1 protein-coding gene is annotated in these 16,750 nt (G+C 77.1%); it reads right to left on the bottom strand.

The annotated features are described in order from the left end of the window. Positions 1-50 precede the first annotated feature (50 nt). Positions 51-16,742: a type I polyketide synthase gene (locus tag GXP74_RS17815; RefSeq protein WP_182452453.1), complete on the bottom strand. Its 16,692-nt coding sequence runs from the start codon at positions 16,740-16,742 to the stop codon at positions 51-53. Positions 16,743-16,750: the final 8 nt, after the last annotated feature.

The raw sequence follows: 16,750 nt of genomic DNA, 5'->3' as shown, positions 1-16,750 counted from the left end.
CCTCCAGGTTTTGCCAAGCACGAGTTCACAGAGCGTCAGTTCGCAGGGCATCAGTAGTCGGTGCTTTCGGAGTCCAGCGCCATCCGGACCAGGCTCTCGGCGTCGAGCCCGTCGATGTCCTCCGCGCGGCTGTCGCCGTCGGACTCCGGGGTCGCGCTGTCGGGGTCGGCCAGCCGGAGCAGGGCGTCCAGGATTCCGGCGTCGCGGAAGCGGGAGATCGCGGTGGTGGCCAGGATCCGCCGCAGCGTCTCCTCCTCGGCGTCCGCGCCGCCCGCGCCGTCGAGCACCAGGCTCTCGCGCAGGTACTCGGCCACCGCGGCCGTGGTGGGGTAGTCGAAGACGACCGTGGCGGGCAGTTTCAGCCCGGTCGCGGCGTTCAGCCGGTTCCGCAGCTCGACCGCGATCATCGAGTCGAAGCCGAGGTCGCTGAAGGCCCGGCGCGGCTCGATGGCCTCGGGCGAGCCCTGGCCGAGGACGGCGGCGACGTGCGCCCGGACCAGGGTGAGCAGGGTCCGCTCCTGGTCCTCCGGCGACAGCGTCGCCAGTTGCCCGCGCAGGGCCTCGGCCACCTCGGAGTGGTCCGCCTCGGTCTCGGTCGCGGTCACCGTCCCGACCAGGCCGCGCCAGATCGGGGCCGGTTCCCGGCCCGCTCCGGCGTCGGCCGGGGCGCGCAGTCGGCCCAGGTTCAGCCGGGCCGGTACCAGGACCGCCTCGTCGCGTTCCAGGACCAGGTCGAGCAGCGCCAGCGCGTCGCCCTCGGCCAACTCGGCCAGCGCGGCCAACTCGGGCAGCGCGGACGGTTGTTCGGCGCGGGTCGGCGGTCCCCAGGCGAGCGCGACGGCCGGGAGCCCGGCCGCCTGCCGCTGGGCGGCCAGTGCCTGCAGGAATCCCGCCTGGGCGCCGCGCGGGCCACCGGCCCGGTCACCGGCCCCGGGGCTGCCGAGGGCGGCGGCGAGGGTGGAGTACAGGACGAAGGCGTCCAGGTCGAGACCGGCGGTGAGCCGGTGCAGGTTCCAGGCCGCGTCGGGCGCGGTCGGGGTGTCGTCGTCGCCCTGGTGCAGCACCGTCGTCAGCGGCGCCCCCGGGTGTCCGGCCAGCAGCGCGGACCAGTCGCCCGTGGGGGCGGCCAGGTCGTGCGCGGCGATCCGGACGTCGGCCCCGGCGGTGGCCAGCGCGGCGGCGAGGTCGGCGGCGCCGGGGGCGGCCGGTCCGGTCGCGGTGGCCACGGTCACCGCCGCGGCCCGGCCGCTGGCGGCCAGGTGGCGGGCGGCGCGGGCCGCCGCCGTTCCCGGTCCGCCGGTGACCAGGACGGTGCCGGGGGTGCGCTCGGCGGGCGGCTCGGTCGGGACGACACCGCCGGTCGGGCGGGTCAGCCGACGTCCGTACACGGTGTCGCCGCGCAGGGCGAGTTCCGGTTCGTCCGAGGTCAGCGACGCGGCCAGCATGCTGAGCCGGTCGGCGGCGCCGTCCTGCTCCTCGGCGGGCAGGTCGGCCAGGACCAGGCGGCCGGGGTGGCCGGCCTGGGCCGCGCGGACCAGGCCCCAGACCGCCGCCCCGGTCAGCTCGGGCGCGGGCTGCTCCGGGCCGGTCGCGACCGCGCCCCGGGTCACCAGGACCAGCCGGGCCCCGCTCAGCGCGTCCACCGCCAGCCACTGCCGGACCAGGGCGTCGACCGCCCCGGTGGTCCGGCGGACGGCGTCGCCCGGACGCTCGTCGGCCCGCGCCGCGGTCTGCGGGCAGACGACGACGAACTGCGGGACGGGTGCGCCGGAGTCGACGGCGGCGGCGAGCGCGGCCAGGTCCGGGTGGTCGGTCACGGTGGCGCCGACCGCGCGCAGTCCGGCGCCGAGGCCGACGGTGTCGGTCCCGGCCACCGCCCACGGGCCGGTGACCGCGACGGTGGGGTCGGGCACGGGCGCCCAGGTCAGCCCGAACAGGGCGTCGCGCAGGGTGTTCCCGGCGATCCGCAGCTGAGCGGCGGTCACCGGTCGCAGCACCAGCGCGCCGACCGAGGCGACCGGAGCGCCGGTGCCGTCCGCCGCCGTCAGCGACCAGCCGTCGGCGCCGGGGCGCAGCCGGACCCGCAGCCGGGAGGCCCCCGGCGCGTACACCGAGACATCGGTCCAGGAGAACGGGATCCGGGTCTCGCCCGCCGGGCGGCTCGGGTCCCGGTGCTGCTCCGGGTGGAGCGCGGCGGCCTGGAAGGCGGCGTCGAGCAGGGCCGGGTGGAGTCCGAAGACCCCCGCCTCGGCGGCGGCCGGTTCCGGCAGCGCGACCTCGGCGAGGACGTCGTCGCCCTGCCGCCAGGCCGCCCGCAGGCCGCGGAAGGCCGGGCCGTAGTCCAGTCCGGTGGCGGTCTGGGCGTCGGCGAGGCCGGTCAGGTCGAGCGGTTCGGCGTCGGCGGGCGGCCAGACCAGGAACTCCCGGGCCGACCCGGACTCGGCCGGGCGGGCCGGGGCGAGCACGCCGCTGGCGTGCCAGGTCCAGGCGGGGGCCTCGTCGGCGGGGTTCGCCGGGTCGGCCGGGGTCTCGGCGCGGGCGTAGATCTGCACCGTGCGGTGGTCGGGCTGCTGCCCGTCCTCGGCCGCGCCGAGGGTGATCTGCACCTGGGTCGGGTGGTCGGCGGACAGCACCAGCGGCGCGGTCAGCGTCAGCTTCTCGATCCGCGGGCAACCGGCCTGGTGACCGGCGACCACGGCGAGTTCGGCGAGCGCCGTGCCCGGCAGCACCACGGTCCCGGCGACCGCGTAGTCGGCCAGCCAGGGCTGGGCCCGCAGCGACAGCCGTCCGGTGACCACCAGTCCCTCGCCCTCGGCGAGTTGGACGCTGGCGCCGAGCAGCGGGTGGCCGACCGGGTCGAGACCGGCGGAGCTGACGTCGCCGGTCGCGGCGCCGACCGGGGCGGGCCAGAAGCGCTGCGCGGCGAAGGCGTAGGTCGGCAGTTGCACCCGCTCGGCCTCGGCCAGCACCGCCGTCCAGTCGACGGCCACGCCGCGCACGTGCGCCTCAGCGAGGGAGGCCAGCGCCCGGGCCGGGCCGCCGTCCTCGCGGCGCAGGGTCCCGGTGACCACCGGGTCGGCGACGCCGGGCAGGCCTTCGAGGGTGGCGGTGACCGGGGCGGTCAGCACCGGGTGGGCGGAGGTCTCGACGAACACCCCGTGCCCGGCCCGGCCGAGTACCTCGACCGCGCGGGAGAACTCCACCGGGGCCCGCAGGCTCGCGTACCAGTACCCGGCGTCCAGTTCCGGGCCTTCGAGGAACTCGCCGGTCATCGCGGACACCATCGGCACCCGCGCGGGCCGCGGCGCCACGCCGTCCAGCAGTGTGAGGATCTCCTCGCGCAGCTCGTCCACCTGGGGACCGTGCGAGGCGTAGTCCACCGGCAGCATCCTGGCCCGGACGCCGTCGCGCTCGCAGTCGGCGAGCAGCACCTCCAGCGCCTCGGTGTCGCCGGACAGGACGGTGGCGCCGGGGCCGTTGACGGCCGCCACCGACACCCAGCCGTCCCAGGCCCGGGCCCGGGCGGCGACCGCGTCGGCGGACTCGGCGATGGAGAGCATCCCGCCGCGGCCGGACAGGGCGGTCAGCGCGCGGCTGCGCAGCGCCACGATCCGGGCCGCGTCCTCCAGGGTCAGGATCCCGGCGACCACGGCGGCGGCGATCTCGCCCTGCGAGTGGCCGACGACGGCGTCCGGCTCGACCCCGGCGGCCTGCCAGAAGGCGGCCAGCGAGACCATCACCGCCCAGAGCACCGGCTGCACCACGTCCACCCGGTCCAGGCCCGGCGCGCCGTCGCGGCCGTGGACGACCTCGTCCAGCGACCAGTCCGTGTACGGGGCCAGGGCCTGGCCGCACTCGGCCAGCCGGGCCGCGAACACCGGCGACGAGGCCGCCAGTTCGCGTCCCATCCCGGCCCACTGCGAGCCCTGGCCGGGGAAGACGAACACCACCCGGCCGGTTCCGCCGCCGACCGGGACCAGCCCGGAGACGACTCCGGCGGCGGGCAGTCCCCCGGCCACCGCGGACAGGCCCGCCAGCAGTTCCTTCCGGTCGCGGCCGGTGACCACGGCCCGGTGTTCGAACACCGAGCGGGTGGTGGCCAGCGACCAGGCGACGTCCTCGGCGTCCAGGTCGGGGCGCGCGGCGACCAGTTCGCCCAGCCGGGCCGCCTGCCGGGCCAGCCCGGCTCCCGTCCGGCCGGACACCGGCCAGGCGGTGGTGGATCCGGTGAGCACCGGCAGCGCGCCGGTCCCGGCGCGGGTCACCGCGACCGGTTCCGGGGCCTCCTCGATCAGCAGGTGCACGTTGGTGCCGCTGATCCCGAAGGAGGACACGCCGGCCCGCCGGACCCGCTCGCCGACCGGCCAGGGCCTGGCCTCGGCGAGCAGCTGGATGTCGCCCTCGGTCCAGTCCACGTGGGTGGACGGCCGCTCGGCGTACAGGCTGCGCGGCAGCTCCTGGTGCTGGAGCGCCAGCACCATCTTCATCACGCCGGCCGCACCGGCGGCGCACTGGGTGTGCCCGATGTTGGTCTTCACCGAGCCGAGCCACAGCGGCTGCCCGTCCGGGCGGTCCTGTCCGTAGGTGGACAGCAGCGCCTGCGCCTCGATCGGGTCGCCGAGTTCGGTGCCGGTGCCGTGGGCCTCGATCACGTCGACCTCGGCCGGGGACAGCCGGGCGTTGGCGAGCGCGGCCCGGATGACGCGTTGCTGGGAGGGGCCGTTCGGCGCGGTCAGGCCGTTGGAGGCGCCGTCCTGGTTCATCGCGCTGCCGCGGATCACGGCGAGCACCGGGTGCCCGTTCCGCTGGGCGTCCGAGAGCCGCTCGATGACCAGCATGCCGACGCCCTCGGCCATGCCCATGCCGTCGGCCGAGGTCGAGAACGCCTTGCAGCGTCCGTCGTGGGCCAGCGCCTGCTGCTGCGAGAAGCTGACCAGGCCGCCGGGGGTGGCCATGACGGTGGCGCCACCGGCCAGCGCCATGGTGCACTCCCCGGCCCGCAGCGCGGCGGTGGCCAGGTGCAGCGCCACCAGCGAGGAGGAGCAGGCGGTGTCGACGGTGACGGCGGGCCCTTCCAGGCCCAGGGTGTACGAGATCCGCCCGGACATGACGCTGGCGGCGGTGCCGGTCATCATGTGCCCGGCCAGTTCGGCCGGGAGTCCGGCGCCGTAGCCGGAGAAGGCCGCGCCCACGTAGACGCCGGTGGCGGAGCCGCGCAGGGTGGCCGGGTCGAGCCCGGCCCGCTCCAGCGCCTCCCAGGAGGTCTCCATCAGCAGCCGCTGCTGCGGGTCCATCGCCAGCGCCTCGCGCGGGCTGATGCCGAAGAAGTCCGGGTCGAAGTCGGTGGCGCCGCTGATGAATCCGCCCTGGCCGGTGCTCACGCTCCCGGCCTGGTCGGGGTCCTGGTCGGCCAGCCGGGCGGCGTCCCAGCCGCGGTCGCGCGGCAGCGGGGAGATCGCGTCGGTGCCCGCCGCCAGCAGCTCCCAGAACCCTTCCGGGTCCCGTACGTCGCCGGGGAAGCGGCAGCTCATGGCGACGATCGCGATCGGCTCGCCGACCGCCGCGGCCACCGCCGGAGCGGCCGTCACCAGCGCGCCCTCGCCGAGCAGTCGGCCGCGCAGGTGCTCGGCCAGGGCCGAGGACGACGGGTGGTCGAAGACCACGGTGGCCGGGAGCCGCAGGCCGGTGGCGGTGGAGAGCCGGTTGCGCAGCTCGACCGAGGTCAGCGAGTCGAAGCCGAGCTCGCGGAAGGCCCGGCGGGGCTCGACCGCGTCCGGCGAGGCGTGCCCGAGGACCGCCGCGACATGGCCGCGGACCAGGTCCAGCAGCAGCCGGTCACGGTCCGCAGCCGGGCGTTCGGCCAGCTGGGCGCGGAGCGCCTCGGCGGCCGAGCCGCCGCGCGCACCGGCGTCGGCGGCCCTCGGCGGCCGGGCCGGGCCGCCGGTCAACGCCCGCCACAGCGGCGCGAGTTCGGCGCCGAGGGCGGCCTGCGCGCGGATCCCGGCGAGGTCGATCCGGGCCGGGACCAGTAGGGCGTCGTCCCGGGTGAGCGCCAACTCCAGCAGTCCGAGCCCCTGTTCGGCGCTGAGCGCGCCGACACCGCCCTGGGCGATCCGGTGCACGTCCTGGGCGCTGAGGTTCTCGGTCATGCCGCTGGCGTCGGCCCACAGGCCCCAGGCCAGCGAGACGGCGGGCAGCCCGGCGGCGAGCCGGTGCGCGGCCAGCGCGTCCAGGAAGGCGTTCCCGGCGGCGTAGTTGCCCTGTCCGGCGGCGCCGAAGGTGGCCGCACCGGCCGAGAACAGCACGAACACGTCCAGGTCCAGGCCCTGGGTGAGCAGGTGCAGGTTCCACCCGGCGTCGGCCTTGGGCCGCAGCACCGCGTCGGTCCTGGCCGGGGTCAGCGACTCGATCACGCCGTCGTCGAGGACACCGGCGGTGTGCACCACCCCGGTCAGCCGCCCGTCGGCGCGCGCCGCGGCCAGTACCGCGGCGAGCTCGGCCCGGTCGGCGGCGTCGGCGGCGGTGATCCGCACCCCGATTCCGGCCTCGGCCAGGTCGGCGGCGAGCGCGGCGGCGCCCCGGGCCGCCGGTCCGGAGCGGCTGGTCAGCACCGCCCGGTCGGCGCGGCCGGTGGCGGCCAGGTGCCGGGCGACCAGGCCGCCCAGGGTTCCGGTACCGCCGGTGATCAGCACCGTGCCGGGTTCGCGGGCGGCGGCCGGGTCCGGCGGGACGGTCAGCACGATCTTGCCGACGTGCCGGGCCTGGCTCATGAACCGGAACGCCTCCGGCGCCCGGCGCACGTCCCAGACCTGGGTCGGCAGCGTCGCCAGGGCGCCGTCGGCGACCAGCGCGGTGGTCTCGGCCAGGATCGCGGTCAGCCGCGCCGGGGCGGCCTCGCCGGTGACGAAGGCGTGGTAGGCCACGCCCGGGTGCTCGCGGGCGAGTTCGGCCTGGTCGCGGACGTCGGTCTTGCCCATCTCCAGGAACGCGCCGCCGCGCGGCAGCAGCCGTAGCGAGGCGTCGGTGAGCTCCCCGGCCAGCGCGTTGAGCACGATGTCCATGCCCTCGCCGCCGGTGGCGGCCAGGAAGGCGGCCTCGAACCCGGCGGTGCGGGAGGAGGCGATGTGGTCGTCGGCCAGGCCCATCGCCCGCAGCACGCCCCACTTGGCCGGGCTGGCGGTGGCGTAGACGTCGAGGCCCAGGTGCTGGGCGACGGCGACCGCCGCCGTGCCGACGCCGCCCGCGGCGGCGTGCACCAGCAGCCGCTGCCCGGGCCGCGCGGCGGCCAGGTCGACCAGCGCGTACCAGGAGGTGGAGTAGGCGATCGGGACGGCGGCGGCGTCGGCGAAGGACCAGTCCGCGGGCATCCGGGTGAGCAGCCGGGCCTCGGTCACGGCGAGCGGACCGGCGGCCCCGGCCGCCATCCCGAGCACCCGGTCGCCGACGGCGACGTGGCTCACGCCGGGGCCGGTCTCGGTGACCACGCCGGATATCTCGGTGCCGACCAGCGCGTCGACCGGGTACATGCCGAGCGCGATCAGCACGTCGCGGAAGTTCAGGCCGACCGCGCGGACCGCGATCCGGGCCTCCCCGGCCCGCAGCGGCGCGTTCGCCTCCGGGTACGGCACCAGGGCCAGACCGGCCAGGGTGCCCTTCTCGGCGGCGTCGAGGCGCCAGGGGCCGGTGGTCGGCGGGGTCAGCGGCGGGGTGGTCGAGCGCACCAGCCGCCGTCCGCGCGCGGTGTGGTCGCGGAGCGCGAGTTCCGGCTCCCCGGAGCCCAGCGCGGCGGCGAGCGCGGCGAGGGTCCCCGGGTCGGTCCGCGGGTCGGCGCCGGTGGCGGGCAGGTCGGCCAGGACCAGCCGGTCCGGGTTCTCCGACTGCGCGGAGCGGACCAGGCCCCAGGCGGCCGCGGCGGCCAGGTCGGCCACCCTCGCCCCGGCCTCGGTGGCGACCGCCCCGCGGCTGACCAGGACCAGCCGGGCCGACGCCAGGGCGTCCAGCGCCAGCCACTGCTGGAGCAGGCCGAGCACGGCCGCGGTCAACCGCCGGGCGGACTCGGCCGGTTCGGCCCCGTCGGTACCGGTGAGGCCGTCGATGCCGGTGAAGACGTGGTCCGGAGCGGGCGCTCCGGCGGCGACGGCCTCGGCCAGGGCGGTCAGGTCGGCGTGGGCGCGCGGCTCGGCTCCGGTCGCGGTGAGCCCGGCGGCCAGGCCGAACGGGTCGGCGCCGATCACGGCCCAGGCCGCGTCCGGGTGGGCGGCGGTGCCGGTGACCGGCGTCCACTCGACCGCGAACAGGGCGTCGTCCAGGGCGTTCCCGGCGGTCCGCAGGGCCCCGGCGGCGACCGGGCGGAGCACCAGCGAGTCGGCGGCCAGCACCAGCGCGCCGGTGGTGTCGGTGGCGAGCAGCGAGATGCCGCCGCTGTCGGCGTCCTGCCGCAGCCGGACCCGCAGCCGGGCGGCACCGGCCGCGTAGAGCGACAGGCCGGTCCAGGCGAAGGGCAGCAGCACCTCACCGGCGCCGGTGCCGGGGCCGGTCCAGGCGTCCCCGGCCAGACCGGCGGCGTGCAGCGAGGAGTCGAGCAGGGCGGGGTGCAGGCCGAACCCGGCCGCGTCGTCGGCGGCGTCCTCGGGCAGGGCGACCTCGGCGAAGATGTCGCCGCCGCGCCGCCAGGCGGCGCGCAGGCCGCGGAACATCGGCCCGAACCCGTAGCCCCCGGCGGCCTGGGCCTCGTAGCGGCCGGTGAGGTCGACCGGTTCGGCGCCCTCCGGCGGCCAGCTCCGGAAGTCGTCGGGCGCGGCGGCGGCCGCCGGGTCGGCCGGGGCGAGCAGCCCGGCGGCGTGCCGGGTCCAGCCCGCGTCCCCGGCGGCCTCGGCCTGGCCGTACACCTCGACCGTGCGCTGGCCGCGCTCGTCCGGGGCGCCGACGGCGACCTGGACCCGGACCGCGCCGTCGGGCGGCAGCACCAGCGGTGCGGCCAGGGTCAGTTCCTCGATCCGGGGGCAGCCCGCCTGGTATCCGGCGCGGACCGCGAGTTCCACGAACGCGGTACCGGGCAGCAGCACGGTTCCGGCGATCGCGTGGTCGGCCAGCCAGGTCTGGTTCCGCAGCGACAGCCGTCCGGTGAACAGCAGTCCCTGGCCGTCGGCCAGCTCCACCGCCGCGCCGAGCAGCGGGTGGTTGGCGGCGCCCAGGCCCAGGGCGCCCGCCCCGGCGGCGGTGGCGGTGAGCTGCTTCGGCCAGTAGCGCTGCCGCTGGAAGGCGTAGGTCGGCAGGTCGACCCGGCACCCGGCGGGCAGGATCGCGGGCCAGTCGACCGCGCCGCCGTGGACGTGCACCTCGGCCAGCGAGGCCAGCAGCCGGTCCGGGCCGCCGTCCTCGCGCCGCAGCGTGCCGGTGACCACGGGTACCAGCTCAAGGCGCTCCAGGGTGGCGGCGATCCCGGTGGTCAGCACCGGGTGCGGCGACACCTCGACGAACACGCCGTAGCCGTCGCGGCCCAGCCGCTCGACGCCGCGGACGAACTGGACGGTGGCGCGCAGGCTCGCGTACCAGTACTCGGGACCGGCCTCCATGCCGTCGAGGTAGTCCGCGGTCATCCCGGAGACCATCGGGATCACCGCGGGGCCGGGGGTGATCCCCGCCAGCGCGGTCAGCACCGGCTCGCGGATGCCCTCCACCTGGGGTCCGTGCGGCGCGTAGTCCATCGGCACGAACCTCGCCCGGACGCCGTCGCGTTCGCAGTCGGCGGCCAGCGCCTCCAGCGCGTCCACCGCGCCGGAGACCGCGACCGCCTCGGGTCCGTTGACGGTGGCCACGGTCACCCGGCCGTCCCCGGCCCGCAGCCGCGCCTCGACCGCCTCCAGCGGGGCGGCGATCGAGAGCACGCCGCCCTGTCCGGCCAGCGCGGTCATCGCCTGGCCGCGGCGGGCGACCACGCGCGCGCCGTCGGACAGCGACAGCACCCCGGCCACGCAGGCGGCGGCGATCTCGCCCTGGCTGTGCCCGAGCACCGCGTCCGGGCGGACGCCCGCGGCCTCCCACACCGCCGCCAGCGACACCATCACCGCCCACAGCGCCGGGTGCACCACGTCCATCCGCGCCAGGCTGTCCGGGTCGGCCAGCACCTGGTCCAGGTCCCAGTCGACGTAGGGCGCCAGGGCCTGCGCGCACTCGGCCAGCCGGGCCGCGAACACCGGCGACGAGGCGGCCAACTCGCGGCCCATGCCCGCCCACTGGCCGCCCTGGCCGGGGAAGACGAAGACCACGGGACCGGCGGCGGTGGCGCTGCCGGTGACGATCGCGGCGGAGGGCTCACCGGCCGCCAGCGCGCCCAGCGCGGCCCGCAGTTCCCCGCTGTCGCGACCGCGCAGCACCGCGCGGTGCTCCAGCGCGGTCCGGCTGGTGGCCAGCGACCAGCCGACGTCGGCCGGGTCGAGCCCCGGGTCGGCGTCCAGCCGCTCGGCCAGCCGCCGCGCCTGGTCGGTCAGACCGGCCGGGGTGTGGCCGGACACCAGCCAGGCCGACCCGCCGTCGGTGAGGACCCGCGGCTGCTCGGCGTCGTCCGCCCGCAGCGGCGTCCCGGCGGGCGGCGCGGGTTCGACCGGGGGCTCCTCGATGATGAAGTGCGCGTTGGTGCCGCTGATCCCGAAGGCCGACACCGCGGCCCGGCGGGGCCTGCCGTCGGCCGGCCAGGGCAGCGGCTGCTGGAGCAGCCGCACCCGTCCGGCGGTCCAGTCGACGTGCGGCGTCGGCTGCTCGGCGTGCAGGGTGGCCGGTACCAGGCCGTGCTGGAGCGCGAGGACCATCTTGATGATCCCGGCCGCGCCCGCCGCCTGCTGGGCGTGGCCGATGTTGGACTTCACCGAGCCGAGCCACAGCGGCCGGTCCTCGGGCCGGTCCTGGCCGTAGGTCGCCAGGATCGCCTGGGCCTCGATCGGGTCGCCGAGCGCGGTGCCGGTGCCGTGCGCCTCGATCACGTCGACGTCGCCCGGCTTCAGCCCGGCGCTGGCCAGGGCGGCCCGGATGACCCGCTGCTGCGAGGGGCCGTTCGGCGCGGACAGGCCGTTGGAGGCGCCGTCCTGGTTCACCGCGCTGCCGGCCACCACGGCCAGCACCGGGTGGCCGTTGCGGCGGGCGTCCGAGAGCCGTTCCAGGACCAGGATGCCGACGCCCTCGGACAGGCTCATGCCGTCGGCGTCGGCGGAGAAGGCCTTGCAGCGGGCGTCGGCGGCGAGCGCGCCCTGCTGGGAGAAGCCGATGAACTCGGTCGGGTCGGTGATCACCATCACGCCACCGGCCAGCGCCAGGTCGCACTCGCCGCCGCGCAGCGCCTGCGCGGCCAGGTGCAGCCCGACCAGCGCCGAGGAGCAGGCGGTGTCGACGGTCACCGCCGGGCCCTCCAGGCCCAGGGTGTAGGAGACCCGGCCGGAGATCACACTGGTCAGGTTCCCGATCATCAGGTGGCCCTCGGAACCGGCCACCCCGGCGCCGAAGCCCGCCTGACCGGCGTAGCCGGAGGAGGACGCGCCGGTGAACACGCCGGTCAGCGAACCGCGCAGGCCCACCGGGTCGATCCCGGCGCGCTCCAGCGCCTCCCAGGAGGTCTCCAGCAGCAGCCGCTGCTGCGGGTCCATGCCCAGCGCCTCGCGCGGGCTGATCCGGAAGAACGCCGGGTCGAAGTCGGCCATCCCGCTGATGAAGCCGCCCTCGGGGGCGTACCCGGCCTCCCCCGCGCCGGGCAGGTCCAGCGCGTCCCAGCCGCGGTCGGCCGGGAAGCCGGAGATCGCGTCCGCGCCGGTCGCCAGCAGCTGCCACAGCGCCTCGGGGCTGTCCGCGCCGCCGGGGAAGCGGCAGCCCATGCCGACGATCACCACCGGGTCGGCCGAGGAGACCGGGGTCACCCGCGACTCGTCCGGCGCCAGTGCCGAGGCGCCGATCAGCTGGGTCAGGATCTGCCGGGCGAGCACCACCGGGGACGGGTAGTCGAAGACCACGGTGGACGGCAGTTGCAGGCCGGTGGCCTGGTTCAGCCGACCGCGCAGTTCCACCGCGGTCAGCGAGTCGAAGCCCATGTCCCGGAAGGCCCGGGCGGCCTGGACGGCGCTCGGCGAGCTGTGTCCGAGGACGGCGGCGGCGTGGTCGCGCACCAGCTCGGTGACGATCCGCTCGCGCTGCGCCGCGGACACCCCGAGCAGCCGCGCGAGCAGGCCCGCGGCCTCGCCGGAGACCGCCACCGCGCCGGGTTCGGCGACCAGTTGGCGGGCCTCGGGTATCTCGTCCAGCAGCCGCCAGGAGCGGGCGGCGTTGAACACGGCGGAGAAGCGGGGCCAGTCGACGTCGGCGACGGCCAGCGCGGTCTCGTCGGCGGCCATCACCTGGCTGAGCGCGGCGAGTGCCCGGTCCGGGTCGAGCAGCCGCAGGCCCTGGCGGCGCAGCCGGTCCGGGATCAGGCTCTGCGGCAGCCATTCGGCGGCGTGGACCGGCGGCTCCGCCTCCCCCGCCGGGGCGGTCTCGGCGAACCGGCCGCCGGAGTCCCAGACGCCCCAGGCCACCGAGGTCGCGGGCAGGCCCCGGGAGCGCCGGTTCTCGGCGAGCGCGTCCAGGTAGGCGTTGGCGGCGGCGTAGGTGCCGTGGTCGCTGACGCCCCAGGTGGCGGTGATCGAGGAGAACAGCACGAAGGCGTCGAGGTCGAGGTCGGCGGTCAGCTCGTCCAGGTGGGCCGCTCCGGCGACCTTGGCGCTGGAGGCGAGCGACAGTTCGGCGACGTCGGTGTCCTTCAGCGGGGTCAGTTCCACCGCCACCGCCGCGTGGATCACCACCGACAGCGGTCCGGCCACGGTCGGGATCCACCGCAGCAGTCCGGCGACCTGGTCCCGCTCGGCCACGTCGCAACCGGCCATGGTCACCGCGGTACCGGCCTCGGCCATGCTCGCGGCCAGGGCCGCGGCGCCGGGGGTCAGCGGGCCCCGGCGGCTGGCGAGCACCGCGTGCGGCACCTGCGACTGGGCCAGCCAGGCGGCCAGGTCCGGGCCGATCGCGCCGCTGGCGCCGGTCAGCAGCACGCTGCCGCTGGTACGCCAGGGCTGGTCGGCGCCGGTCCGGCGGCCGGTCGCGCGGACCAGGCGCCGGGCCCGGACGCCGCCGGGCCTGATCACCAGCTGGTCCTCGGCGGATCCGGCCAGTACCGCGCCGAGGCGCTCGGCGGCCCGTTCGTCGAACACCGGCGGCAGGTCGACCAGACCGCCCCAGCGGTCCGGGTGCTCCAGACCGGCGACCCGGCCCAGGCCCCAGACCTGCGCCTGGATCGGGCTGGTGAGGGTCTCGTCGGGGCCCGCGGCGACCGCGCCCTGGGTGAGCAGCCACAGCGGGGCCGCGATCCCGGCGTCGCCGAGCGCCTGCACCAGGCCCAGCGTGCCCGCCAGCCCCCCGGCCACCACCGGCCATTCGGCCAGCGGCGCCTCGTCCAGGGCCAGCAGCGAGACCACCCCGGCCACCGGCGCGGCGGCGGCCGCGACCGCCGCCGCGAGCTGCTCGGCCAGGGTCTGCCGGTCGATCGTGTCCGGTGCCGTGGGCAGGGTGACCACGTCGGCGCCACGGGTGGACAGCGCCTGCCGTACGGCGGCGGTCCGCTCGTCGGCGGGCCCGGCGGCCGGGGTCAGCAGCAGCCAGGTGCCGGAGAGCGCGGTCGGGGCGGGCTCGGCGACCGGCGTCCAGACCACCCGGTAGCGCCAGTCGGCCACCGTCGACCGCTCGCGCTCGCGGCGACGCCAGGAGGCCATCGCCGGGACCACGTCGCTGAACGGCCAGCCGCCCTCGACCGCGAGCGCACCGGCCAGCGAGGCCATGTCGTCGGCCTCGACGGCGGCCCAGAACCGCGCCTCGCCCTCGGAGACCGGGTCGGTCCGGCCGACGGCGGGGCCGGAACCGGCCGGGGCGGGCTTCGGCCAGAAGTACTGCCGCTGGAACGCGTAGGTCGGCAGGTCGATCCGCTCGCCCTCGGTCAGCACCGAGCGCCAGTCCACGGCCACGCCCCGGGTGTGCACCTCGGCCAGCGACGCCAGCAGCCGGGCCGGGCCGCCGTCGTCGCGGCGCAGCGTGCCGGAGACCACCGGGGCGGTCAGCGCGGCGGCGTCCGCCGGGTCGCCCTCCAGGGTGGCGGCGATCGCGGTGGTCAGCACCGGGTGCGCGGACACCTCGACGAAGGCGCCGTACTCGGCCCGGCCGAGCAGTTCGACGGCGCGGGAGAACTCGACGGTGGCGCGCAGGCTGGCGTACCAGTACCCGGCGTCGGCCTCCGGGCCGGTCAGGTACTCGCCGGTCATCGCGGAGATCATCGGCACCCGGGCGGGTTGCGGGGCGATGCCGTCGAGCAGCCGCAGCACCTCCTCGCGGATGTCCTCGACCTGGGGGCCGTGCGAGGCGTAGTCCACCGGCAGCAGCCGGGTGCGGACGCCGTCCCGCTCGAAGTCGGCGGCGAGTTCCGCCAGCGCGGCGGGCTCGCCGGAGACGACGGTGGCGCCGGGTCCGTTGACCGCCGCCACCGACAGCCGGTCTCCGGCCGACTCCAGCCGGGCAGTGACGGCGTCCAGCGACGCGGCGACCGACAGCATGCCGCCGCGTCCGGACAGCGCGATCAGGGCGCGGCTGCGCAGCGCCACCACCTTGGCGGCGTCCTCCAGCGACAGGATCCCGGCCACCACGGCGGCGGCGATCTCACCCTGCGAGTGCCCGACCACCGCGTCCGGCCTGACCCCGGCGGCGCGCCAGAGTTCGGCGAGGGAGACCATCACCGCCCACAGCACCGGCTGCACGACGTCGACCCGGTCGAAGCCGGGGGCCCCCTCGGCACCGGCCAGCACCCCGGTCAGCGACCAGTCCACGTACGGTGCCAGCGCCTGCTCGCACTCGGCCAACCGGGCCGCGAACACCGGCGAGGCAGCAGCCAGTTCCCGACCCATACCGACCCACTGCGACCCCTGCCCGGGGAAGACGAAGACCACCCGGCGGGCGACCTCGGCGACGCCGGTCACCACCGCCGCCGACGGGGCGGCGGCGGCCAGCGCGGAGACCGCGGCGACCAGGTCGGCACGGTCGTCGCCGAGCACCACGGCCCGGTGCTCCAGCGCGGGGCGGGTGGTGGCCAGCGACCAGGCGATGTCGGCCGGGGTGGTCTCCGGGCGGGCGCCCAGGTGCGCGGCCAGCCGCGAGGCCTGGGCGCGCAGCCCGTCGGCGCTCTGGCCGGACACCAGCCAGCCGACCGTTCCGGCGGCCAGCACCGGGAGTCGGACGGTCTCGGCCTCGGTCCGCGCGGCTGCCTCGGGGGCCTGCGCGGGGGTCTCGGTGGCGTCCTCGGCAGGGGCCTGGGCGGTCGGCTCCTCCAGGATGACGTGGGCGTTGGTGCCGCTGATGCCGAAGGCGGAGATCCCGGCCCGGCGCGGCTGCCCGTCGGCGGGCCACGGCACCGGCTCGTTCAGCAGCCGGACCTGTCCGGCCGACCAGTCCACGTAGGGGGAGGGCTCCTCGGCGTGCAGGGTGCGCGGCAGCAGGCCGTGCTGCATGGCCAGGATCATCTTGATGACCCCGGCGACCCCGGCGGCGGCCTGGGTGTGGCCGATGTTGGACTTCACCGAGCCCAGCCACAGCGGCTGGTCCTCGGGCCGGTCCTGGCCGTAGGTGGCGAGCAGGGCCTGCGCCTCGATCGGGTCGCCGAGCACCGTGCCGGTACCGTGCGCCTCGACCGCCTGGACGTCGGTGGCGGACAGCCTGGCGCTGGCCAGCGCGGCCCGGATCACCCGCTGCTGCGAGGGGCCGTTCGGCGCGGTCAGGCCGTTCGAGGCGCCGTCCTGGTTCACCGCGCTGCCGCGCACCACCGCCAGTACCCGGTGGCCGTTGCGGCGGGCGTCGGCCAGCCGCTCGACGACCAGCATGCCGACGCCCTCGCCCCAGCCGGTGCCGTCGGCGGCGGCGGCGAAGGGCTTGCAGCGGCCGTCGAAGGCGAGGCCGCCCTGCCGGGAGAACTCGGCGAAGGTCCCCGGCTCCGCCATCACCGTGACGCCGCCGGCCAGGGCCAGCGTGCACTCGCCGGAGCGCACCGCCTGGGCGGCGAGGTGCAGCGCCACCAGCGAGGAGGAGCAGGCCGTGTCCACGGTCACCGCCGGGCCCTCCAGGCCCAGCGTGTACGCGACCCGGCCGGAGATCACGCTGGTGGCGTTGCCGGTGACCACGTAGCCCTCGGCGTCGGCGGCGGGCACCCCGGCGCCGTACGCGGAGAAGCCGGCCCCGGCGAACACGCCGGTGGCCGAGCCGCGCAGGCTGCCGGGGTCGATCCCGGCCTGTTCCAGTGCTTCCCAGGAGGCCTCCAGCAGGACCCGCTGCTGCGGGTCCATCGCCAGCGCCTCACGCGGGCTGATGCCGAAGAACCCGGCGTCGAATCCCGACGCGTCGTAGACGAAGCCGCCCTGACGCGTCGTCGACACCCCCGACTCGGGGGTGTCACCGTAGACGCCCTGGGCGTCCCAGCCACGGTCGACCGGGAAGCCCGAGATCGCGTCCACGCCGCTCGCGAGGAGCTGCCAGAACCCGTCGGGGTCGCCGACCCCGCCCGGGAACCGGCAGCCGATGCCGACGATCGCCACCGGTTCGTGGTCGCGGTCCTCCAGTTCCCGTACCCGACGCCGGGCCTTGCGCAGATCGGCCGTGGCTCGCTTCAGGTATTCGAGAAATTTTTCTTCGTTGCCCATGGGAACCG

The sequence above is a fragment of the Streptacidiphilus sp. P02-A3a genome (assembly GCF_014084105.1).
In the GTDB taxonomy this organism is placed as follows: Bacteria; Actinomycetota; Actinomycetes; order Streptomycetales; family Streptomycetaceae; genus Streptacidiphilus.
The sequence above is the reverse complement of the archived record's forward strand: the minus strand, read 5'-3'. Positions and strand labels throughout refer to the sequence as shown.

What these genes read in the sequence shown, in the direction of transcription:
- GXP74_RS17815 (WP_182452453.1), bottom strand. Translation starts at nt 16,742, where the DNA reads ATGGGCAACGAAGAAAAATTTCTCGAATACCTGAAGCGAGCCACGGCC.